Annotated in this window: 23 protein-coding genes, 1 tRNA gene and 1 pseudogene; 8 read left to right on the top strand and 17 right to left on the bottom strand. The window is 62.3% G+C overall.

The features are described from left to right. Positions 1-2 precede the first annotated feature (2 nt). On the bottom strand, positions 3-356 hold the full coding sequence (locus BMZ43_RS15810) for a DUF305 domain-containing protein (RefSeq protein WP_051398701.1): 354 nt from the start codon (positions 354-356) through the stop codon (positions 3-5). Positions 357-486: 130 nt separating this feature from the next. On the opposite strand from BMZ43_RS15810, the gene BMZ43_RS15805 reads away from it, so the two are divergent. From BMZ43_RS15805 to xerC, 4 genes are all read left to right on the top strand, one after another. Next, on the top strand, positions 487-999 hold the full coding sequence (locus tag BMZ43_RS15805) for an RNA polymerase sigma factor (RefSeq protein ID WP_027597937.1): 513 nt from the start codon (positions 487-489) through the stop codon (positions 997-999). A gap of 29 nt (positions 1000-1028) precedes the next feature. Continuing rightward, a complete protein-coding gene (locus BMZ43_RS15800; protein ID WP_108576350.1) occupies positions 1029-1751 on the top strand; it encodes an anti-sigma factor family protein in 723 nt (240 codons plus the stop codon). Positions 1752-1960: 209 nt separating this feature from the next. Continuing rightward, positions 1961-3820: a MobH family relaxase gene (mobH, locus tag BMZ43_RS15795; RefSeq protein ID WP_058788596.1), complete on the top strand. Its 1860-nt coding sequence runs from the start codon at positions 1961-1963 to the stop codon at positions 3818-3820. Beyond that, on the top strand, positions 3817-5154 hold the full coding sequence (gene xerC / locus BMZ43_RS15790) for a site-specific integrase (RefSeq protein WP_058788597.1): 1338 nt from the start codon (positions 3817-3819) through the stop codon (positions 5152-5154). Before mobH ends, xerC begins: the two co-directional genes overlap by 4 nt. Before the next feature lie 259 nt (positions 5155-5413). Here xerC and BMZ43_RS15785 read toward each other — a convergent pair. The 15 genes from BMZ43_RS15785 to aspS all read right to left on the bottom strand — a co-directional run bounded on the left by BMZ43_RS15785 (position 5414) and on the right by aspS (position 17309). Next, positions 5414-5489 (bottom strand) — tRNA-Lys (locus BMZ43_RS15785). Positions 5490-5548: 59 nt separating this feature from the next. Beyond that, positions 5549-6223, bottom strand: a complete 675-nt coding sequence (gene queC / locus BMZ43_RS15780) for a 7-cyano-7-deazaguanine synthase QueC (protein WP_017642125.1) — start codon at positions 6221-6223, stop codon at positions 5549-5551. A 2-nt stretch (positions 6224-6225) separates the two neighbouring features. After that, complete coding sequence (gene queE / locus BMZ43_RS15775) at positions 6226-6876, bottom strand: 7-carboxy-7-deazaguanine synthase QueE (protein ID WP_017642124.1); 651 nt, start codon at positions 6874-6876, stop codon at positions 6226-6228. Between the two features lie 71 nt (positions 6877-6947). Next, positions 6948-7775, bottom strand: coding sequence for a tol-pal system protein YbgF (gene ybgF / locus BMZ43_RS15770; RefSeq protein WP_017642123.1), 828 nt, complete (start codon positions 7773-7775; stop codon positions 6948-6950). Positions 7776-7781: 6 nt separating this feature from the next. Further along, positions 7782-8303: a peptidoglycan-associated lipoprotein Pal gene (gene pal / locus BMZ43_RS15765; protein ID WP_017642122.1), complete on the bottom strand. Its 522-nt coding sequence runs from the start codon at positions 8301-8303 to the stop codon at positions 7782-7784. A 59-nt stretch (positions 8304-8362) separates the two neighbouring features. After that, positions 8363-9661, bottom strand: a complete 1299-nt coding sequence (gene tolB, locus BMZ43_RS15760; RefSeq protein ID WP_017642121.1) for a Tol-Pal system beta propeller repeat protein TolB — start codon at positions 9659-9661, stop codon at positions 8363-8365. Next, positions 9658-10764, bottom strand: coding sequence for a cell envelope integrity protein TolA (gene tolA / locus BMZ43_RS15755; RefSeq protein ID WP_026083970.1), 1107 nt, complete (start codon positions 10762-10764; stop codon positions 9658-9660). Before tolA ends, tolB begins: the two co-directional genes overlap by 4 nt. Next, a complete protein-coding gene (tolR, locus tag BMZ43_RS15750) occupies positions 10761-11207 on the bottom strand; it encodes a protein TolR (protein WP_017642119.1) in 447 nt (148 codons plus the stop codon). Before tolR ends, tolA begins: the two co-directional genes overlap by 4 nt. An 11-nt stretch (positions 11208-11218) precedes the next feature. After that, positions 11219-11911: a protein TolQ gene (gene tolQ, locus BMZ43_RS15745; RefSeq protein ID WP_026083969.1), complete on the bottom strand. Its 693-nt coding sequence runs from the start codon at positions 11909-11911 to the stop codon at positions 11219-11221. A 2-nt stretch (positions 11912-11913) separates the two neighbouring features. Next, complete coding sequence (gene ybgC / locus BMZ43_RS15740; RefSeq protein WP_017642117.1) at positions 11914-12363, bottom strand: tol-pal system-associated acyl-CoA thioesterase; 450 nt, start codon at positions 12361-12363, stop codon at positions 11914-11916. A 51-nt stretch (positions 12364-12414) separates the two neighbouring features. Next, positions 12415-13467: a Holliday junction branch migration DNA helicase RuvB gene (gene ruvB, locus BMZ43_RS15735; RefSeq protein ID WP_017642116.1), complete on the bottom strand. Its 1053-nt coding sequence runs from the start codon at positions 13465-13467 to the stop codon at positions 12415-12417. A 4-nt stretch (positions 13468-13471) separates the two neighbouring features. Further along, entirely contained in the window at positions 13472-14074 is a 603-nt protein-coding gene (gene ruvA, locus BMZ43_RS15730) for a Holliday junction branch migration protein RuvA (protein ID WP_017642115.1), read from the bottom strand. Between the two features lie 46 nt (positions 14075-14120). After that, on the bottom strand, positions 14121-14681 hold the full coding sequence (gene ruvC / locus BMZ43_RS15725) for a crossover junction endodeoxyribonuclease RuvC (protein WP_007160336.1): 561 nt from the start codon (positions 14679-14681) through the stop codon (positions 14121-14123). Continuing rightward, the gene (locus BMZ43_RS15720; RefSeq protein ID WP_017642114.1) at positions 14681-15427 is read right to left on the bottom strand and encodes a YebC/PmpR family DNA-binding transcriptional regulator; all 747 of its coding nucleotides are present in this window, start codon (positions 15425-15427) and stop codon (positions 14681-14683) included. Before BMZ43_RS15720 ends, ruvC begins: the two co-directional genes overlap by 1 nt. A 106-nt stretch (positions 15428-15533) precedes the next feature. Continuing rightward, entirely contained in the window at positions 15534-17309 is a 1776-nt protein-coding gene (gene aspS / locus BMZ43_RS15715; RefSeq protein WP_017642113.1) for an aspartate--tRNA ligase, read from the bottom strand. Positions 17310-17520: 211 nt separating this feature from the next. Between aspS and BMZ43_RS15710 the strand changes: the two genes are divergently transcribed. The 3 genes and pseudogenes from BMZ43_RS15710 to BMZ43_RS26920 all read left to right on the top strand — a co-directional run bounded on the left by BMZ43_RS15710 (position 17521) and on the right by BMZ43_RS26920 (position 18802). Then, positions 17521-17991, top strand: coding sequence for a Dps family protein (locus BMZ43_RS15710; protein ID WP_017642112.1), 471 nt, complete (start codon positions 17521-17523; stop codon positions 17989-17991). 166 nt (positions 17992-18157) lie between these two features. Continuing rightward, positions 18158-18466, top strand: a pseudogene (locus BMZ43_RS27080) (cold shock domain-containing protein membrane protein); the annotation flags it as partial. A gap of 120 nt (positions 18467-18586) precedes the next feature. Further along, positions 18587-18802, top strand: a complete 216-nt coding sequence (locus tag BMZ43_RS26920) for a cold shock domain-containing protein (RefSeq protein ID WP_160923550.1) — start codon at positions 18587-18589, stop codon at positions 18800-18802. A gap of 55 nt (positions 18803-18857) precedes the next feature. Here the strand turns inward: BMZ43_RS26920 and BMZ43_RS15700 are convergent, their stop codons facing one another. Next, a complete protein-coding gene (locus BMZ43_RS15700; RefSeq protein ID WP_093254857.1) occupies positions 18858-20948 on the bottom strand; it encodes an LTA synthase family protein in 2091 nt (696 codons plus the stop codon). Positions 20949-21265: 317 nt separating this feature from the next. Here BMZ43_RS15700 and BMZ43_RS15695 point away from each other — a divergent pair, with 317 nt between their 5' ends. After that, entirely contained in the window at positions 21266-22225 is a 960-nt protein-coding gene (locus BMZ43_RS15695) for an AAA family ATPase (RefSeq protein ID WP_017642109.1), read from the top strand.

Below are 22225 nucleotides of genomic sequence, written 5' to 3'. Positions count from 1 at the left end.
GATTACCGAGTTGGAGAGGCGGGCAATTCAGAAAGCGCCTGCTGCATGACGGCGATTTCCTGTTGTTGGGTGACAATGATCTCTTGGGCCAGACGGCGTAGGCGTTCGTTATGGCCATACCGCAATTGGATCCGTGCCATTTCGATCGCACCCTGGTGATGTGCCGTCATCTGGGTCACAAAGTCGCGGTCTACGTTGCCACTGCTGGGCTTGTGCATCGCGGCCATCATCTGATCCATGGCCTGGCGGTTGTCGGCCTGCGCCGTGGCGGCGCTGCTATCAGGTTCGGCCCAGGCAATGGGAAGCACGAGCACCAGAAGGGTGACTGCCAACAACGGGTGTTTGACTGAAAACACGTGGCGCTCCAGCAGACTGGTGAGTTTCCAATGCAGACGTTTGTACGGTCTGGGTTATTCCATACCTACAAAAATAAAAATTGTGGGGAATAAAAGGTCAGCTCAAGCGTCTGTCAGCGATACCAGGGGAATGTCCATGCTTGATGACGCCATGCTTTCTCAGCTACTACCGTCTCTGCGTCGCTTCGCAAGATCGCTTACTCGTCACGAAGCCAGCGCCGATGACTTGGTCCAGAGTTGTCTAGAACGGGCGCTTACGCATGGGAACACGCGCTGTCCCGCCGGTGATGTGCGAGCCTGGCTGTTCACCATCCTGTACCGCCAATTCGTTGATGGCCGACGTCGTGAGCGCCGCTATGGTCGTCTGTTGGAGTGGCTGGGATTCCAAGAGGTCCCGGTTGAGCCTTCGGCTGAGACGATCTATCTGGATCAAGAAGCGTTGACGAATCTTGAGAGACTCAATGACGAACAGCGTGCCCTGCTGCTGTTGGTCGCGGTGGAAGGCATGAGCTATCGCGATGTATCACAGGCGCTTGGCATTCCACTGGGAACCGTCATGTCTCGTTTGGCGCGGGCACGCGCGGCCTTGAGACAGATCCACGAAAGTCCTTTGGCTACCGCCGCTTTGCGAGTATTGAAATGATGTATCGACCTCCTACTCCTGAAGAGTTGATGGCTTATGCCGACAATCAGTTGGATGCGCTGCGGCACGAGGAGGTGATGCGCTATCTTGCAACCCATCCGGAAGATGCCGCACGGGTAGCTGATATCCGCGAGCAGAATCGTCGGCTACGGCTGATTTTTTCTCCCGTGCTTGAGCCTTTACCGACACACCTTATGCCAGCAGTCGTGCGACACCGGATAGTCGCCAGACGTAAAAGACGTATGACTTATCTCGCTTCGCTAGTGCTGACGTTAGGCCTGGGTAGCGGCTTAGGGTGGCAGGCACGGGAATCGATGCTGCGGCGGGCGCACGTTCCAATGGCGGATGCCGTGGAGGCTTATCGACTATTTGCGAGCGCCGAGGGGCGGCCGCCAGTCGATGTAACCGGCCAGGACGGTGCGATTCAGCATTGGCTTGAAAGGACATTTGTGCAGGCGCCCGCCCTCCCTAACCTGGAGCGCTTCGGCTTGATCCCAGTGGGTGGTCGTCTCATGGCCACGGACACCGGCGCCGCCGCGATGGTGCTCTACCGGGATACGAAAGGGCGCCAAGTGATCTTCTATGTGCGGCATCCCAACAGCCAGCGCGACGTTGGCCACGGATCTCGTAGGGAAAGCGATGTTACGGCTGACTATTGGTCAGGACAGGGCTACAACTTTGCGTTGGTGAGTCCTAGCGAAGCATCGTTTGATACCTTGCGTGAGGCGATCTCGCAGAGGCCACCTCTCTAGTTCCCGTTCAGACCAGTGCTCGTTGCTTGAAACCAACCCTGTCCAACATTTGGGGGTCATTTCATGGCTGCGAGGGCAAAGGGTGCCCTGACCTTCTCCAATGGTAGCCATCCGCCGGCTCAACCTCCTGAGTAGTGATAGCGGTTTACCATTGTCCGGCCGACCTCGCTGATCGACAACGCAGGCCCAAGAACCACCAAGGGCATGCCATGTTCGATCTCTTTTTCAGGAAGAAAGCCCCACCATCCCCTCCTTCGGGCTCAGGCAAACAAGGTTTCACACAGCCGTCCCCAGGTAGGGATCTTCTGGCACTCCCGCGCCGGCAGAAGCTCATCGAAAACATCTGGCAGCGGACGTCGCTGTCGCGCGAGCAATTCGCCTCGCTGTACCGCGCGCCCCTCGAACGCTACGCCGACCTGGTCCAGCAGCTCCCCGCTTCGGAAAACCACCACCACGCCTACCCTGGGGGCCTGCTAGACCACGGCCTGGAGATCGTCGCCTATGCACTGAAGATCCGGCAGAACTATCTCCTCCCCATCGGCGCACCGCCTGAGTCACAAGCAGCCCAAGCCGAAGCATGGTCAGCAGCGGTAGCCTACGGCGCCCTCCTCCACGACTTGGGCAAGATCGCCGTCGACATCGAGGTCGTCCTCGAAGACGGCAAGCCATGGCACCCCTGGCACGGTCGCATTGAGAAGCCCTACCGCTTCAGATACGTCAAAGGTCGCGACTACCAGCTTCATGGCGCTGCCTCAGCACTCGTCTATTTCCAGGTGCTGCCGCCCCACGTACTGGACTGGCTCAGCGGCTATCGTGAGCTCTGGTCATCGCTGATCTTCGTCTTGGCCGGGCAATACCAGCATGCCGGCGTACTCGGAGAGATGATCGTCCAGGCTGACCAGGCGAGTGTCGCTCAAGAGCTTGGCGCCAACCCGCAACGCGCGATGGAGGCACCGAAAAATACGATCCAGCGTCAGCTGGCCGACGGGCTACGTACCCTGGTCATAGAGAAGTTCAAGCTGAACCAGCCAGATGGGCCGTCGGATGGGTGGCTGACCCAGGATGCGCTATGGCTCGTCAGCAAGCCTGCCTCAGACCAGTTGCGGGCACTGATGCTTTCCCAGGGTGTTGAAGGCATTCCAAGCTCGAATGCTCCCTTTTTCAACCTGATCCAAGACCAGGCCATCATCCAGGTAAACGGTCAGGACAAAGCTATCTGGAAAGCTACGATCGACACCGGTCGCGGCTGGAAAAATACCTTCACGCTTCTAAAGGTCGCACCCGCGTTGATCTGGCCAGATCCTGCAGAACGTCCAGCACCTTTCACAGGGACTCTAACTCTGGAGCAAACTGAAGAAAATGTGTCGCCGGAAGTAGCGTTAAGTACCGACCCAGAGCCAACGGAGCATAAGTCAGACCTATCACAAGTCGTGACGCATGTCACACCTTCAGATTTTCCCGGCACAACCGAAACGCCTCTGTTATCCGCATTGCAGAGCAGTTCTGATCCCATGGCCGACACCCTTGCCCTCGCCGATGATCTATTCGGCTTTCTCACTCCTCCTGAAGCCTCAACAAGTGTCCAACTTGAGAGAGATGATTCCGCCCAGGAAACGATCTCCAGCGGTGAGGTGCAGCCAGCACCGGTTAAACCTGTAACCGGTGCTGAAGGACTGGGACAAGCATTTGTAGATTGGGCTCGCCATGGGGTGCTCTCCCATAAGCTGGTGATCAATGATGCCAAAGCCTTGATCCATACAGTGGAGGGCACTGCATTTCTGGTCAGCCCCGGATTGCTCAAGCGCTACGCGCTGGAACACCCCCATCTCCAGAAAGAGGCCAAGGACCGCGGGGTAGAAGCCTGGCAACTGGTACAGCGAGCATTTGAAAAGCTGAAGATCAATCGGAAGACAGCAGACAACCTCAACATATGGACCTGTGAGGTAGTCGGCCCCCGCAAATCCAAATCACTCAAAGGCTATCTCCTGCAGGATCCCACGGCGATTTTCACTCAGCCCGTGTTCGACAATCCTAGCGTCCGGCTGCAAGCCGCGGAGGCAGGAGAATGAATCTGCCTGTGTTTGAGCTCACCGAAAAATTCATCGTACTTAGCGATTTTCGGCCTGCCACCGAAAAAATCTATCGGGCGGCAACCCGAGCTTTCGTCCGTCATTTCGGAAATGTCGCGATTGAGTTGTTGGATCGAGAGCAGGTCATCGAGTGGCGCAAGCGGTTACTCGAGGACGGGCTCAGTAAGCGCAGCTGGAATACCTACAGCAGCCACCTCAAGACTATTGCCGAGTTTGGCATTGACGAAGGTTTCGTGGATCTGCGCCGTAACCCGTTTAAGAAAACGAGCGTGGTCCCTCCGAAGCGACGAAAGAAAACAGTGGCACGAAGCGCGATCGAGCGGGCCCGAGACATCCTGATTCTTCTGGAGCAAGACGAACGCAGAGAGCAAAAGAGAGCCAAAATTACCCCAGCTTGGTTCTGGCTGATAGTGTTCGAAACCTTCCATCTGACCGGCATACGACTGAATGCGCTGCTCTCCATACGCTTACAGGACGTTGACCTGGAAGAGAATCTGATCGTGATCCGTGGGGAGCTTGAGAAGACACACCGTGAGTTTGCGGTACCGATCCCTGCGGCACTCTACCCACACATAATCCGTCTGATAGACACCGCGACTTCGTGCGGTTTTGAACCGCAGGATCAGCTATTCAACGTCAATCGTTTCTCAGCCTACTACCGCCGTACTGAAATGAACGACAACCAGGTCGAGTCGATGTACACCAAGCTGATCGGCATGACCGGCGTGAGAATGACGCCACACCGCTTCAGGCACACGCTGGCTAGCGACCTGATGCGTCAGCCTGACCGAAACATCCACGTCACCAAGCAGCTTTTGAACCATTCGAACTTAGCGACCACGATGGAATACATCGAGCCCGACTATGAGGTAATGCGGGACGCGATGAACGATAGGGTTGAAGCAGCCAAACCTAAGCACCGGCAGCGCGCACGCGTTGACTACGGCGCAGCTGCTCCCGCCATTGCAAAATCACCAGCGCACCAGAAGGTGCCCGCGCTACCGCCCCCTCCTCCTACCAGCAAGAACCTGGTCCAGCATCATTCGAACCTTACTGAAGGGTCTCCCGTACCTCCAAGCATTGCGCAAGCAGCACTGCAACAGGAGACCGTAGCTACGCAAGCTGAAGGCTCCTTAGGGCTAGAGGAGATGGCGCGACAGGTAAGAAAGCTGAGTCAGCTCCTAGCATCAGGCGGACTGGATCAGTTGCTCTCAAAAACAGAGCAGCTACTAAAGAGCGATGGGTCTTCGCGATCGGGGGCTGTTACCAGTACCCAGATACGCCGATTCGAAGCTCGGGCCAAGTCAGGCTAAGCGCTCCGCTTCACCTCATCGAAAAGGCCGTTCATCTGAAATTGAGAACTAGCTCTCAAGGAGTGCGCGTGTCCTTTCGATAGAGAACGACCGTAATAGCATGCCTTCCAGCCGCCTAAGCCAGTGCCAGAGCGCGATAGACATGACATATCGCGGTTTGACATCACTTCATTGCGAAGCTATGTTTCGCGACAGACGGCTGCTTGTATTAGCTGCGAGAAACGCCAAAACCCTCCGCAAGGAGGGTTCTGGGTGAAGATGGTGGGTCGTGTAGGATTCGAACCTACGACCAATTGGTTAAAAGCCAACTGCTCTACCGACTGAGCTAACGACCCGTTAGTGGCCGCCATTCTAGCGATTTTCTCAGGAGAATCAACACCCTAGATGAATTTTTTTACTGGTAGCGGGTGGGGTCGGAAATCTTGGCCGCCTTGAAGCCTTCGGCGCGCAGACGGCAGCTGTCGCAGCGGCCGCAGGCTTCGCCTTCGCCGTTGGCCTGATAGCAGGACACGGTCAGACCGTAGTCCACGCCCAGCCGGGTACCAGTCTCGACGATCTGCGCCTTGGACAGGTACTGCAGCGGGGCTTCGATCCTGAAGGTATCCCCTTCCACACCCGCCTTGGTAGCGAGATTGGCCAGGCGCTCGAAGGCCTCGACGAACTCCGGCCGGCAATCCGGATAGCCGGAGTAATCCACCGCGTTCACCCCGATGAAGAGATGGCGAGCGCCGATCACCTCGGCCCAACCCAGGGCTAGCGACAGGAACACGGTGTTGCGCGCCGGCACATAGGTAACGGGGATGCCCTCGCCCGGCGTCTCCGGCACGGCGATGTCCGGGTCGGTGAGGGCCGAGCCACCGATCCCGTTGAGATCCAGGCCGATCACCTTATGCTCGACGACACCCAGCTGACGCGCTACGCGCTCGGCGGCCTGCAGTTCGGCGCGATGGCGCTGGCCGTAGTCGAAACTCATGGTGTAGCAGGCGAAGCCCTGGGCCTTGGCCATGGCAACGATGGTGGCGGAATCCAGGCCGCCGGAAAGAAGGATGACCGCTTTAGGCTGACTCATGCTCAATGTCCCGGCTCGTCGTTCCAGAGAATCTTGTGCAGCTGCAACTGGAAACGCACCGGCAGATTGTCGGCCACGATCCATTCCGCCAGCTCACGCGGCACCACCTGGCCATGGCTGGGCGAGAACCACACCTCCCCCGCCCGCTGATCCAGGCGATATTCGATCAGCTTGGAAACCGCCCAGTCGTAGTCTTCACGCGAGCAGATGACGAACTTGACCTGATCGTTCGGTGTGAGATGAGCGATGTTGGCGTAGAGGTTGCGCCCCATTTCCCCGGATCCCGGGGTCTTGAGGTCGACGACCTTGCTGACGCGCAGGTCCACGCCACTGACATCCAGAGCACCGCTGGTTTCCAGGGATACCTCGTAGCCAGCATCACACAGCTGCTCGAGCAGCTTGAGGCAATTGGGCTGCGCCAGCGGCTCGCCACCGGTCACACAGACATGGCGTGGCCGGTAGCTGGCGACCTGCTCCAGGATGGCATCGAGATGATGGATCTCACCACCGGTGAAGGCATAGGCCGTATCGCAATACTGGCAGCGCAGGGGGCAGCCGGTGAGCCGGACGAAGACGGTGGGAAGACCGACGGTGCGGGCCTCACCCTGGAGCGAATAGAAGATTTCGGTAAGACGTAGGGTATCTTTTTGCATAGAAGCCACGGGCGTGACGGCTAAACAGGCCATCCGCCTCCGTTGCGGGAGATAGAAGAAAAAAGCCTGCGCTAGGGCAGGCTTTTCAGATCCCGCTGCGCCAGCTGCGCAGCGGAGGTTCCGGGATATTGGCTGATGACCTGCTGGTACATGCCCTTGGCCCGATCCGTGCGGCCGAGCTTCTGCTCGACGCCACCCAGTTTGTACAGCGAATCCGGCACCTTGTTGCTGGTGGGATAGGCTTGGCTGACCTTGGCGAATGCCTGGCCAGCGGCCTGCAGATCGCCCTTGGCCAGATTCACTTCACCCAGCCAGTACTGGGCGTTGCCCGCATACTGGCTATTGGGATACTTGCGCAGAAAGGCGTTGAACGCCTGACTGGCCTTGTCGAAATCCTTGGCTTTGATCAGATCGAAGGCAGCGTCGTAGTACAGCTTTTCCTTCGCCGGATCACCCGGTTCGCTACTGGCGGCCGGTGCCCCCGCGGAAGCAGGCGGCGTTGGCGCGTTGTTTGCCGCGATGGCGCCACCCTGGGCGGCGCCTGCAGCGGCTCCGGCACCTGCATTGGCAGGAGCGGAAGAAAGCTGGGAGAGTCGACCATCCAGATCCTGGTAACGATCCAATCCTTCCTGCTTGAGCTGGCGGATCTCGTTTTCCTGAACCTCGACCTGGCCACGCAGGCGAGCGATGTCATCCTGCATCTGTTGCAACTGCATGAACAGTTGACCCATGCCGGAAACGGGAGCCCCGTTTCCGGCACTGGCCGCGCCTGCGTTGCCATAGCCTTGCCCAGCGGACTGGGCAACACCATAACTACCATCCTGTACGGGAACCTGAGCCGCGGCGACAACCGGTACACCAAGGGTCAGGGCGATCAAGAACTGCAGGCGCTTGGACATCGTTTATTACTTCTTCAGCTCGACGCGACGGTTCTGAGCCCAGGAAGACTCGTCGTGACCGACGGCAACCGGACGCTCTTTACCGTAGGACACCAGCTCCAGCTGAGCCGGGGATACGCCCTGCAGCACCAGGTAGCGCTGAACGGCCTTGGCACGACGCTCGCCCAGCGCCAGGTTGTACTCGCGGGTACCGCGTTCGTCGGTATGACCTTCCAGAACGACGCGCTGGCCGCTGGCCTTCAGGTCGCGAGCGTGAACGTCCAGAGCGCGCATGGCTTCCGGCTTCAGGTCGGAGCTGTCGTACTCGAAGTAGAAGGTGGTGATGGCGCGCAGAGCGGCTTCATCGCCCATGCTGCCGTCAACGGCACCGGCGTTGGCACCGTAGCCAGCGTTCGGGTCGACAGCACCGGCGCCAGCGCCAGCACCAGCGCCTTCACCGGAGGCGTCGCCGCCCTTGGAGGAACAGCCCACGGCGACAGCCATGGCCAGAGCCAGTGCAGCGAACTTGCCGAATTTCAGCATTTCCATCATGTAACTCCTAAAAGAACCGCAATGTTGGTGTTTCTAAGGACTTTTCTAATTAGCCGTCAGTTCAGGTAAGGAGACCAGGAAGGCTCGCGCACGTCACCCTGGGCGGTGGGAAGAGGAATCCGGACGCGACCATTGATGGAGACAAGCATCAGTACGCCTCGGTCCTGCTGGCGGGTGGCGTAGATTAGCATGGTGCCATTGGGCGCAACAGTGGGCGAATCGTTGAGGCTGGTGTTGGAAAGTACCCGCACAGAGCCGCGCTGGAGGTCTTGCGCAGCGATCTGGAAGTTGGTGAAACCTTCCTGGCGATGCACCATTACCAGCGTCTTTTCATCCGCCGAAAGTTTCGGGTTGGCGTTGTAGTTGCCAACGAAAGTCACGCGCTCAGCACCCCCGCCACTGACGCTGGCCTTGTAGATCTGCGGCTTGCCGGAGCGATCGGAGGTGAAGTAGATGGTCTGACCATCCTTGCCCCAGAACGGCTCGGTATCGATGGAGGAGTCATTCGTCACACGACGAATGGCACGGGAGCCCAGGTCCATCACATAGATCTCGGGGTTGCCGTCCTTGGACAGCACGAAGGCCAGACGATTGCCATCGGGCGAGAACGCCGGAGCGCCATTCAGACCTTCGAAGTTGGTCAGCTGCTCGCGACGACCGGTATCGATGTACTGCAGGAAGATGCGCGGACGCTGTTGCTCGAAGGAGACGTAGGCGATGCGCTTGCCGTCCGGCGCGAAACGCGGCGACAGGATGGGTTCGCGCGATTGCAGCAGGGTCACCGAGCGGGCACCGTCATAGTCGGCGCGCTGCAGGGTATAGCGGGTGTTGGTCGCGGAGAAGCGCTCGGCGGTCACATAGAGGATGCGCGTGGAGAATGCACCTTTCACCCCGGTCAGCTTTTCATAGGCCTGGTCGGAGATGAAATGCGCCATGTCGCGCAGCTGATCGGTGCTGCCGCCGACATTGCCGGTCAGGACCTGCTGTTCGGTGGACACGTTGAACAGAGCGTAGCTGATCTGCAGTCGACCACCGTTGGGCACGACGTTGCCCACCAGCACATAGTTGGCGCCCAGGGCCTTCCAGTCGCGGAAGATCACCTCGCTGGCCTGGCTCGGCTGGCTCAGCATGTTCTGGCGCGGAATCGGCGAGAACACCCCAGAATTGCGCATGTCGTCGCTGACGATGTTGGCCAGATCTTCCGGCAGTGGCTGACCACCCTGCCACCCGAATGGCACGACGGCGATCGGGATGGCGCGATCACTACCGCTGGAAATCACCAGCGGATCGGCCGCCTGGGCGGAGCCCACCACCAGGACCAGGCCCAGCAGAATGTAACGGATCAGGGTGTTCACAGACTCAGGTCCTCCGGTTTGAAGATCATGCGGCGCTGACGGTACAGCTGATCGAAGGTCTTGCGATCCAGCTGCTGCAGCTCACGGATACGACCGACGTTACGCACGGCCGATACCGCTGAATTATCGAATTCCTTGTTGCCACTAGAACGGGTCACCGTCGCGCTGGTGATGGTCCCATCCGGCAGCATGTTGATCTGCACTTCGACGCTCATGCCGTTGCGCGCCGATTGCGGACGCGTCCACTGCTCGCTGACCAGACGCACGATCAGGTCATCGAAGCTCGATGCCACCTCGTCGCCCTGCTCTTCGGCCAGGGCCTGCTGCCGCTGGGTATCATCGGACAACAGCTCCGCCAGCGCCTGAGCCTTCTTGTCTTCTGCCGCCTTGCGTGCAGCTGCCTGGGCAGCCTTCTTCTTGGCGTCGTCAGCCGCTTTCTTCTTCGCCGCTTCCGCTGCCGCTTCCTTCTTGGCAGCCTCGGCTGCGGCCTTCTGCTTGGCTTCTTCCGCCGATTTCTGCTTGGCCGCTTCTGCCGCCGTTTTCTTGGCCGCTTCGTCGGCCGCCTTCTGCTTGGCGGCTTCGTCGGCTTTCTTCTTGGCGATGTCCGCCTGCTTCTTCTGCTCGGCAGCCTGCTTGGCTTCCGCAGCCGCCTTGGCGGCCTCGGACTGTTTCTCGGCCTCAGCCTTGGCCTCGGCGGCCTTGGCCGCCGCTTCCGCTTGCTGCGCCTTTCGAGCGTCGTCGGCTTTCTTTTGTTCCGCGGCCTGGTGCTGGGCTTCCTTCTGTTGCTGAGCCGCCTTGGCCGCCGCCGCTTCACGCTGGGCTTCCTGCTGCTCGCGACGCTGCTCCAGCTGCTCCTGCTCGTACTGTTTGGCCGCGGTCTTCTTCGCCTCCCCTGCCAACTTTTGCTCGGTCTGGACCTGCGCCGAGCTCTTCGACTTGAGCTGGACCAGGGTCGCTTGAACCACCGGGCGCGACTGGGGCAATTCAGGGGTAAAGGCGAAGCTGACAAACAGCAGGCCGAAAATCAGCACATGCAGGGCGACTGCCCAGATGACCGGCCAGAAATAACTTTCGGACGACGAACGCTCGCGGTGTCGCATCAAGGCGCCTCGGTAATCAACCCGACGTTGGGCACGCCGGCCTGTTGCAAAGCACCCATGGCACCGGCGACGACACCATAGTTGGCGGCCTTGTCACCGCGGATGAACACCTGGGTGTCAGCACGCTGACGCATGATGGCACCGACCTGCTGACTCAGTTGCGGCAGCGACACGGCGGTCTCGGACTTGGCCTTCTGATCGGTATCCACCTCGGACCCGACGTTCCAGTAGTAGGTACCGTCGGACTTCACCGAGACGGTGAGGATCTGCTTGTCGTTGTCTTGCGGCAGGGCCTGACTGTCGACCTTGGGCAGGTCGACCTTGACGCCCTGATTGAGCATGGGCGCCGTCACCATGAAGATGACGAGGAGCACCAACATCACGTCGATGTAGGGCACCACGTTCATCTCGGCGACGGGCTTGCGTTTCTGGCGGCGAGGAACCATGGGATACCTCTTTATTCGTCGCTGGCGTGGACTTTGCGGTGCAGGATGGCCTGGAACTCGTCCGCAAAGGTGTAGTAGCGGTTGATCAGCATTTCCGAACGGGCGGCGAAGCGGTTGTAGGCCACGACGGCGGGAATGGCGGCGAACAGACCGATGGCGGTGGCGATCAGGGCCTCGGCGATGCCGGGCGCCACGGTGGCCAGGGTCGCCTGCTGCGCCGTGGACAGGCCACGGAAGGAATTCATGATGCCCCAGACGGTACCAAACAGACCCACGTAGGGGCTGGTGGAACCGACGGTGGCCAGGAACGGCAGGGCCTGCTCGAGCTTCTCTTCCTCACGGGAGATGGCGACGCGCATGGCGCGCGAGACACCCTCCATCACGGCATCGGGATCCACGCCGGGCTGCTGACGCAGGCGGGAGAACTCCTTGAAGCCGGCGCGGAAGATCTGCTCGACGCCGGAGTCCGGGTCGGGGTTGCTGCCGGCCTGGCGATACAGCTTGGACAGATCGATGCCCGACCAGAATTTTTCTTCGAAGGCATCCAGGGAACGCTTGGCGGCACGCATGGCATTGCCGCGCTGGATGATCATGATCCAGGACGTGACAGAGGCTGCGACCAGGATGAGCATCACCAGTTGCACTACCAGACTGGCATTGGCGACGAGGCTCCACATGGACATATGGTCGACGTTGGGTTGCACGCTTAATCTCCTGATTGAATTGACGCCGGATTTCCGGCAAGAACCGTTCGCATGGCCGTCGGGATCGCCCGGGGCCTGAAGCTGTCAGCACGCACGCAGGCGACCGTCACCCACCCTTCACAGAGCAGGACCTCGTCTTCTGCCCGCCGCACCTCTTGGTAAAACCTAAGGCTGGCGCGCTTCGCCTCGACCACCTCGGCGCCGATCAGCAGTTCGTCATCCAGGCGCGCGGGCGCATGGTAGCGCGCTTCGCTGCTGTGGACGACAAAGAGCAGACCGTCCCGGGCGAGTTCGGACTGGGCATAGCCCAGCGCGCGCAGTCGCTCGGTGCGGGCGCGTTCCATGAACTTGAGGTAGTTGACGTAGTAGACGATGCCGCCGGCATCGGTGTCTTCGTAGTAGACACGACACCTGAGGACGGACGGCGACGGGCTCCGCGATTGCGCGTGCATACTCTAGAACCTAGCCTCGCCGTTGCCAATCAGAAATGTTCGCAACTGCATTTAGTTACCATTGACCTCGAACAGATCGGGCGTACCGCCCTGGGCCAGACGCGTCGGCAGGTTGAGTCCGAAGTGCAGATAGGCATGCCGGGTCACCACCCGCCCGCGCGGCGTGCGCATGATATAGCCTTGCTGGATCAAATAGGGTTCCAGCACGTCTTCGATGGTGTGACGCTCTTCGCTGATGGCTGCCGCCAGGCTATCCACCCCCACCGGGCCGCCGTCGAACTTGTCGATCATGGTCAGCAGCAGACGGCGATCCTGGTGATCGAAGCCCTGGGCATCGACGTCCAGCAGGTCGAGGGCACGACTGGCGATGTCGTGGCTGATATGGCCCTGCCCGCGGACCTCGGCGAAGTCCCGTACCCGCCGCAGCAGGCGGTTGGCGATCCGCGGCGTGCCCCGTGCCCGGCGGGCGATCTCCATCGCCCCTTCGGCTTCGATGGCGAGGCCCAGGATGCCGGCCGAACGCGTGACGATGGTGGCCAGGTCCGCGGTGCCGTAGAACTCCAGGCGCTGGACGATCCCGAAGCGGTCACGCAGCGGGTTGGTCAGCATGCCGGCACGGGTGGTCGCCCCAACCAGGGTGAAGGGCGGCAGATCCAGCTTGATGGAGCGCGCCGCCGGACCCTCGCCGATCATGATGTCGAGCTGGTAGTCCTCCATCGCCGGATAGAGCACCTCCTCGACGATGGGCGAGAGCCGATGGATCTCGTCGATGAAGAGCACATCGCCCGCTTCCAGGTTGGTCAGCAGCGCCGCGAGATCGCCCGGGCGCTCCAGCACGGGGCCTGAGGTGCTCTTGAGGGAAACCTGCATTTCCTGGGCGATGATGTTGGCCAGGGTGGTCTTGCCCAGGCCGGGTGGGCCGAAGATCAGGGTATGGTCGAGGGCCTCGCCCCGGCCCTTGGCCGCCTGGATGAACAGGCCCATCTGATCGCGCACCACCGGCTGGCCGATGTAGTCGGCCAGGCGCACCGGACGGATGGCGCGATCCTGGAATTCCTCTCGGTCGCGGCCACCAGCCGAGATCAGGCGATCGGTTTCTATCATGGGATCAGACCATGCCCTTCAGGGCGCGACGGATGAGTTCCTCGCTGGAAAGGTCTTCCCCTTCCACGGCAGCGACGGCGCGACTGGCTTCCTGGGGCTTGAAGCCCAGGGCGACCAGGGCGCTGACCGCATCGGCCTCGGCGCTGGCGGCGCCGGCGGCCTGGTTCGGCAGAACCAGAGGCGCGATGGTCGGCAGATTTTCCCAGGCCTTGAAGCGGTCCTTGAGCTCGACCAGCAGGCGTTCGGCGGTCTTCTTGCCCACTCCCGGCACCTTGACCAGGACAGAGGTGTCCTGGGCCTGAACACAACGAACCAATTCATCCACCTCGAGACTGGACATCAACGCCAGGGCCAGCTTGGGGCCGACACCATTGAGTCGGATCAGCTCACGAAACAGCTCTCGCTCGCGTTTTTCGCCAAACCCGTACAGCAGGTGCGCATCTTCCCGTACCACGAGGTGGGTATGCAATGTGACGACCTCGCCCTGGGCCGGCAGCCGATAAAGGGTCGTCATGGGCACTTCGACCTCGTAGCCGACTCCGCCCACGTCGAGCAGGAGATGGGGCGGCTGCTTTTCCGCCAGGGTGCCACGTAGACGACCGATCACAGGGATACCTTCCTACTTCTGGAGCGAGATGTTTGAGCGGATGAAGCTAGAGACGCAGCCGGCCGCCGCGGCGGCGAGTCGCCAGCAGGCCATGGGGGACCAGGCTCTGCCGGGTATGGGCATGGCACAGGGCGATGGCGAGGGCGTCGGAGGCGTCGATCTGGGGCTTTTCGGTCAGCCGCAGCAGGTGCATGACCATCAGCATCACCTGCTGCTTGTCCGCTCCGCCGTTGCCGACCACGGCCTGCTTGACCTGGCTCGCGGTGTATTCGGAGATCTCCAGGCCACCCTCGGCGCCAGCGACGATGGCCGCGCCCCGAGCCTGACCCAGCTTGAGCGCCGAGTCGGCGTTGCGCGCCATGAACACCTGCTCGATGCCCATGGTGACCGGCCCGTATTGGGCGATGACGTCGCGCACACCGCGATAGACGATCTGCAACCGCTCAGGCAACGGACCGTTACCGGTGCGGATGCAGCCGGAGGCCACGTACTCGCAGCCCCGCCCAGTGTCGCGCACCACGCCAAAGCCGGTCAGCCGCGAGCCCGGGTCGATGCCCAGCACCAGGGTGCCGGGCGCATCGGGCGGCAGGCGCTCGTAGAGGGACATCAGCCGAGCTGCGCCATGACGTCGTCGGGGATGTCGGCATTGGAATAGACGTTCTGCACGTCGTCCAGGTCTTCGAGCATGTCGATCAGCTTGAGCACCTTCTGCGCGGTATCCAGATCCAGGGTCGCGGAGGTCGAGGGGATCATGGTCACCTCGGCTTCGTCGGCCTTGTAGCCGGCGGCGGTCAGGGCTTCGTTGACGGCGATGAAGTCGGCGAAGCTGGTGAAGACGTCGATGGAGCCATCGTCGTTGGCCACCACGTCATCGGCACCCGCTTCCAGCGCGGCTTCCATCAGGGCGTCTTCGTCCAGGCCAGGGGCGTAGCTGATCTGGCCCTTGCGCTCGAACAGATAGGCGACCGAGCCGTCGGTACCCAGGTTGCCACCGCACTTGTTGAAGGCATGGCGGACTTCGGCCGCGGTACGGTTGCGGTTGTCGGTCATGGCTTCGACGATGATGGCGACGCCGCTCGGGGCGTAGCCTTCATAGGTCAGTTCCTCGACGTTCTCGCCTTCGCCGGCGCCCACGCCACGGGCGATGGCCCGGTCGATGGTGTCGCGGGTCATGTTGGCGGTGAGCGCCTTGTCCACCGCCAGGCGCAGACGGGGGTTGTCGGCTGGAACGCCGCCGCCCTGGCGCGCGGCCACGGTCAGCTCACGGATGATCTTGGTGAAGATCTTGCCTTTCTTGGCATCCTGGCGTTCTTTGCGATGCTTGATGTTGGCCCATTTGGAATGACCGGCCATAAGCTACTCCAATGTCTTGACGAAGACTGCGCCGGCCGCGAGGGCCGCGACGCAATGAAAAAGGGAAACGGAGGGCGCCGACTTGGGCGCCCTCCTCCGGTAAGGCTTATTCCGCCTTGGCCTGCTCGCGCAGGCGGATGTGCAGCTCGCGCAGGGCCTTGGCGTCGACGGCGCCGGGCGCCTGGGTCATGACGTCGGCCGCGCTCTGGGTCTTCGGGAAGGCGATGACTTCACGAATCGACGAGGCGCCGGTCATCAGCATCACCAGACGATCCAGGCCGAAGGCCAGGCCGCCATGGGGCGGTGCGCCGAACTTCAGGGCGTCCAGCAGGAAGCCGAACTTCTCTTCCTGTTCCGCTTCGCTGATCCCCAGCACCTCGAAGACGGCTTGCTGCATCTTCTTGTCGTGGATACGAATGGAACCGCCGCCCAGTTCGGTGCCGTTGAGCACCATGTCGTAGGCGCGCGACAGCGCGGCACCGGGGTTGGCCTTGAGCTCTTGCGGGCTGCACTTGGGCGAGGTGAAGGGGTGGTGCATGGCGGTCAGGCTGCCATCGTCGTTTTCCTCGAACATCGGGAAGTCGACCACCCACAGCGGCGCCCACTGGCAGGTCAGCAGGTTGAGGTCGTGACCGAGCTTGATGCGCAGCGCGCCCAGGGCTTCGGAGACGATCTTGGTCTTGTCCGCGCCAAAGAACACGATGTCGCCATCCACCGCGCCGACGCGGTCGAGGATGACGTTGATGTTGTCCAGCGGGATGTTCTTGACGATGGGCGACTGCAGACCCTCGACGCCAGCGGCGCGCTCGTTGACCTTGATGTAGGCCAGGCCCTTGGCGCCGTAGATGCCGACGAACTTGGTGTAGTCGTCGATCTGCTTGCGCGGCATGCTCGCCCCGCCCGGTACCCGCAGCGCGGCGACGCGGCACTTGGGATCGTTGGCCGGACCGGCGAAGACCTTGAAGTCGACGTCCTTGAGCTGGTCTTCCACGTCCACCAGTTCCAGCGGAATGCGCAGGTCCGGCTTGTCGGAACCGAAGCGACGCATGGCTTCGGCCAGGGTCATGTGCGGCAGCGTACCGAATTCGACGTCCAGCACTTCCTTGAACAGGTTGCGCACCATGGTCTCGGTGATGTCCATGATGTCTTTTTCATCGAGGAAGCTGGTCTCGATGTCGATCTGAGTGAATTCCGGCTGGCGGTCGGCGCGCAGGTCTTCGTCACGGAAGCACTTGGCGATCTGATAGTAGCGGTCGAAGCCGGCGACCATCAGCAGCTGCTTGAACAGCTGGGGCGACTGCGGCAGGGCGAAGAAGCTGCCGGGATGGGTGCGGCTGGGCACCAAATAGTCGCGGGCACCCTCGGGGGTAGCACGGGTCAGGATCGGGGTTTCCACGTCGAGGAAACCGTTTTCGTCCAGGTAGCGGCGGATGCTGGAGGTGATGCGCGAACGCAGCTTCAGCTTCTCGGCCATCTCCGGACGACGCAGGTCGATGAAGCGATAGCGCAGGCGGGTCTCTTCACCGACGTCGGTGTATTCGTTGAGCGGGAACGGCGGGGTCTCCGCTTCGTTGAGCACTTCCAGCTCATAGCCCAGCACCTCGATGGCACCGGACGCCATGTTGGCGTTGCGCGCGCCCTCGGGACGCAGGCGTACCTTGCCGGTGAGCTTGACCACGTATTCGCTGCGCACGCGGTCGGCCTTGGCGAAGGTTTCGGCGCGATCCGGATCGAACACCACCTGGGCCAGGCCTTCGCGATCGCGGATGTCGAGGAAGATGACCCCGCCGTGGTCACGGCGGCGGTGGACCCAACCGCAGAGGGTGATTTCCTGGCCGTCCAGGCTCTCGTTCAACTGGCCGCAATAGTGGCTGCGCATCATGGTCGTGGTTTCGCTTCTCTAGAACAGGCTGAATGCGTGGAGGCGCCGGGCCAGCAAGACCGGGCGCTCGACTGAACGGGAGATTCTATATCATCCGCCACGATTTTACCGTAGCCGGGCACGCAGCTCGACATGCCAACACTGGCTAAACGGCCAGCGGTTCTGTGATAGCCTCGGAGCCTTTCGTAACCGCCGCACAGGAGCCATCAGCATGGAAATCAACATCGGCATCGCCGAACAGGATCGCGCCCAGATCGCCGAGGGCCTGTCGCGCCTGCTGGCCGACACCTACACCCTCTATCTGAAGACCCATAACTTCCACTGGAACGTGACCGGGCCGATGTTCAACACCCTGCACCTCATGTTCGAGACGCAGTACACCGAACTGGCCGTGGCGGTGGACGACATCGCCGAGCGCATCCGCGCCCTGGGCTTCCCGGCACCGGGCACCTACGCCGCCTATGCGCGCCTGTCGAGCATCAAGGAAGAGGAAGGCGTACCGGACGCCGAGGCGATGATCCGCCTGCTGGTGCAGGGTCAGGAAGCCGTGGTGCGCACCGCGCGGGGCATCTTCCCGCTGCTGGACAAGGTCAACGACGAGCCCACCGCCGATCTGCTGACCCAGCGCATGCAGACCCACGAGAAGACCGCCTGGATGCTGCGCAGCCTGCTCGCCGCCTGAGTCCGGGCACCGTCGCAGGCGCGGACCTGCGACGGTGCCACGATTGAGTGGCCTTCACCTTTTGGGTTTAATAAGGACGCGCACCTAGCGCCGGGTCACGCCGCTGTCGAGCACTGTTTCGGCAGTTTCGGCAGACCCGTGTTCTCTATCCCAAGGTGATTTCACATTGAACACGTTATCTACTGTCCATGTCGTGGTGGGCGCTGCTGCGCTCCTGTTATCGGCGATTCCCGGACTGCAGTCCGACACCTCGTCCTTCGATCAACCCGAGTCCATCCACCTGGCCCTGCTGGGTCTTGCCACCCTCCTCTTCACACCCTTCTCCCGCAGCCGCAGCAGTGGCGCCCAGAAACTCGCCAGCGCCCTGCTGGTGATCGCCGTCGTGGCCCAAACCTTTATCCTGCTGGCGCCCTTGGAGCAGATCGGCGGGCTGCCGGCCGAGCTGCTGCCCCTGGGTCTGACCCTGGTCGCCGCCCTGGCCAGTCTGCCGGAAAAGTTTCGCATCCCGGCCGGCAATGCGCCCGCGCTCGATGCGGAGGCTCGTCCTCGCCCGGCGGCGCGCCCCGTAGCGGCCGCAGCGATCCCGGCACGGCCGCTGGCCGATGACCGCGAGCGCGGCACGGTGAAGTGGTTCAACACCTCCAAGGGCTTCGGCTTCATCTCCCGCGACACCGGCGACGACATCTTCGTGCACTTCCGCGCGATCCGCGGCGAAGGTCATCGGGTGCTGATGGAAGGCCAGCGCGTGGAGTTCTCGGTGATCCAGCGGGACAAGGGCCTGCAGGCCGAAGACGTGGTCATCGCCGCCTGACTTCTGCCGACCAAAGAAAAGGCCGCCCGCGGGCGGCCTTTTTCATGGGCAAGGGTTACTGCCGCTGGGCGGCGGCGGCCTTGCTGTCGTTCATGCCGGTGGTGTTGCCGAGCAGGCTGGCGGTGGCGGTCTGGATAAAGGCCTCCAGGCGCTTCTGCAGCTCGGGCGCGCTGGCATCGCCCTTGAGCACCTCGCCACCGGCCTGGGTGCCCAGGTGGTAACGATAGAGCACGGCGTCACGATCGCGTGGCTTGACCAGGATGCGATCGCCGGTGACCAGGGCCACGGTCTGGTCGCTGCCCGAGGGCTTGATCACCGCCACGCCCTGATCGCCCTGGGGCAAGCCCAGCAGGTCACGGCCCCAGCACTGGTGCTGAGTCGGCTTGCCGAAGCGCGCCAGCACGGTGGGCACCACGTCGATCTGACTGCCCACGGTGTCTCGACGGGCACCAAAGGTGTCCTGCACGCCCGGACCGATCAGCAGCAGTGGCACGTTGAAGCGCGACAGGTCCATCTCGGTGATCTGCTCGTTGTTGCCGAAGCCATGGTCGCCGAGGATGACGAACAGGGTGTCCTGGTACCAGGGCTCGTGCTGGACCTTGGCGAAGAACTGACCTAACGACCAGTCGGCGTAGCGCATGGCGGTCAGGTGCTCGTCGAGCGAGCCGTGGCCAGTGACCGGCGCGACCGGCAGGTCCTTGGGCAGCGCATAGGGGGTGTGGTTGGACAGGGTCTGCAAGAGCGCATAGAAGGGCTTGCCGTCCGGCGCCTTGGCCAGCTTGTCCAGTTCCTGCACCGAGCGATCGAACATGTCCTGGTCGGAGACACCCCAGGTTGGATCCATGAACACCGGATTGACGAAGTCCTCGCGCCCGACGAACCGGGTCATGCCCTGGTTGCTGAAGAAGCCGGACTGGTTGTCCCACTGGAAGTTGCCGTTGTAGACGTAGACGTCGTCGAAGCCACGGGTACTGAGCAGCTGCGGCAGGCCGGAGAACTGGTGCGCGCCCTCGGGCATGCGCATCAGATACTCGAAGGCCGGCAGATTGGGGAAGCAGGCCATGGTGGCGAACATGCCCTGGTGGGTATGGGTGCCGTTGGAGAAGAAGCGGGTGAACAGGGTGCCCTGCTTGGCCAGGGCGTCGAAGTTCGGCGTGATGCCGTCTTCATTGCCCAGGGCGCCGATGTAGCGACCGGCCATGCTTTCCATGAGGATCACCACCACGTTGCGCACCTTGGGCAGCTGGCCGTCGGCGGGCGGGGTATAGATCCGGCGGACGGCGGCCTTGTCGGCGTCGATCAGCTCATCGCGCGGGGTCAGCAGCAGCTGCCGGGTGGTGGCCAGCGCCTCGGCGGCCGGCATGGTGGCCTTCCAGCTGTTGTCGCGGTGATCGGAAAAACTGTTCTCGGCGGCGTCGATCAGGGTCAGGGTACCGTTCAGGCCGAGGTGGTTGGCGAACATCGAATCGGTGGTATAGGCGTCGCCCCAGCGCAGCGGCGGCCCGGATCTCAGGGTGCCGCGGGCGGCGATGACGGCCACCACCAGGCAGAGCATGAACACCGCACCCCGGCGGTACCAGGCGGCCGGTCGCAGCACGGCATGGCGCCGGGTGGCTCGTTCGATGCCAAAGAACACCAGGCCCAGCAGCAGGGTCGCCACCGCCCAGGCCAGCAGCAGGCGCACCACCGGGAAACCGTTCCAGATCATGCTGGTGACGGTGTGCAGGTCCTCCTGCAGGTACTGGAACACCAGGCTATTCAGCCGCTGGTGGAATTCCCGATAGAAGTTTAGCTCGGCGACGCCCAGCAACAGGCAGAGGCTGGCGGCCAGGGTGAACCAGCCGGCCTGCAGCCGGCGTGCGGCCATGGCTCTCAGGCTGAACAGGCAGAACAGCGAGGGGGCGCAGATATAGACCACCAGGCGCAGGTCGAAGCGGGCGCCGTTGAAGAAGGCTTCGGCAAAGGTCGCGAAGGGCGACTCACCGATCAGATCGGTGTTGTAGCCCAGCAGCGCCAGACGCAGCAGGGTGAACATGACCAGCAGCGCCAGGCCGCAGCCCAGGACGAAGCTCAGGTGGCTGCCCAGCGTCGGCAGCGGGCGAGCGCCCGCGGCGCGCGGGGTTTGGGGGACTTCCGTTTGCGACATGAAAACACCTTGTCAAAAGCAGCAGGGATTCGCGGCGGGTGGCCAGCGGCTCGGGATCGGCCACGCAGAGGCCTCGGGCGCGGTCGGTAGGCGTGGGAGTTTAACCATCCAGCGGTAGCACGCCAGTCTTGCCGCACCGCGCCATGCCGAAGCGAGACCTCTGCCGCGTCGACAGTCGCCCAGCCTGAGCAGGAGCACGTCAAAATTTCGTCAAGGGCTGCTCTGGACGCGACGTCAGCGCAGGCATGGGCGGCAGCCGCCGCTTGCAGTAAAATCCAGCACCCTTGACCGCTCCAGCGCCGTATTCAGGATGCCCCATGGCTCACCGTGACGCTCTGCAGGTGCTTCGCACCTACCTGACCAGCCAGATCCTCGGCCAGGAAACCCTGGTGGAGCGCCTGCTCATCGCAGTCCTGGCGGATGGTCACCTGTTGGTGGAAGGCGCCCCGGGGCTGGCCAAGACCAAGGCCATCAAGGACCTGGCGGAAGGCCTGGAAGCGGACTTCCACCGCATCCAGTTCACCCCCGACCTGCTGCCGGCCGACATCACCGGCACCGAGATCTATCGTCCCGACACGGCGAGCTTCTCCTTCCAGCAGGGCCCGATCTTCCACAACCTGGTCCTGGCCGACGAGATCAACCGGGCGCCGGCCAAGGTGCAGTCGGCGCTGCTGGAAGCCATGGCCGAGCGCCAGGTGAGCATCGGCCGCACCTCCTATCCCCTGCCCGACCTGTTCCTGGTGATGGCCACCCAGAACCCCATCGAGCAGGAAGGCACCTATCCGCTGCCCGAGGCCCAGCTCGATCGCTTCCTGATGCACGTCAAGATCGGCTATCCCGACGCCTCGGTGGAGCGCCGCATCCTGGCCCAGGCCCGTGGCGAAGCCCTGGACGGCGAGACCCTGCCGACCGAGCGCGTCACCCAGGCGGCCATCAACGCCGCGCGCCGCGAGGTGCTCGGTCTGTACATGGCCGACGCCGTGGAGGAGTACCTGGTCCAGCTGATCATGGCGACCCGTACCCCGGGCCGTTTCGACCAGGACTTGGCGCACTGGATCACCTATGGCGCCAGTCCGCGCGGCTCCATCGCCCTGGATCGCTGCGCCCGCGCCCATGCCTGGCTGGCCGGGCGGGACTTCGTCAGCCCGGAGGACATCCAGGCGGTAGTGTTCGACGTCCTCCGTCATCGCGTCATCCTGTCCTTCGAGGCGGAGGCCGCCGGCATCGACCATGACCGGGTGGTGCAACGCATCCTCGATCTGGTAGCCGTGGCCTGA

It is taken from the genome of Pseudomonas sp. Snoq117.2 (assembly GCF_900110545.1).
Classification (GTDB): Bacteria; Pseudomonadota; Gammaproteobacteria; order Pseudomonadales; family Pseudomonadaceae; genus Chryseomonas; species Chryseomonas benzopyrenica.
This window is presented reverse-complemented; position numbering and strand designations above follow the sequence as displayed.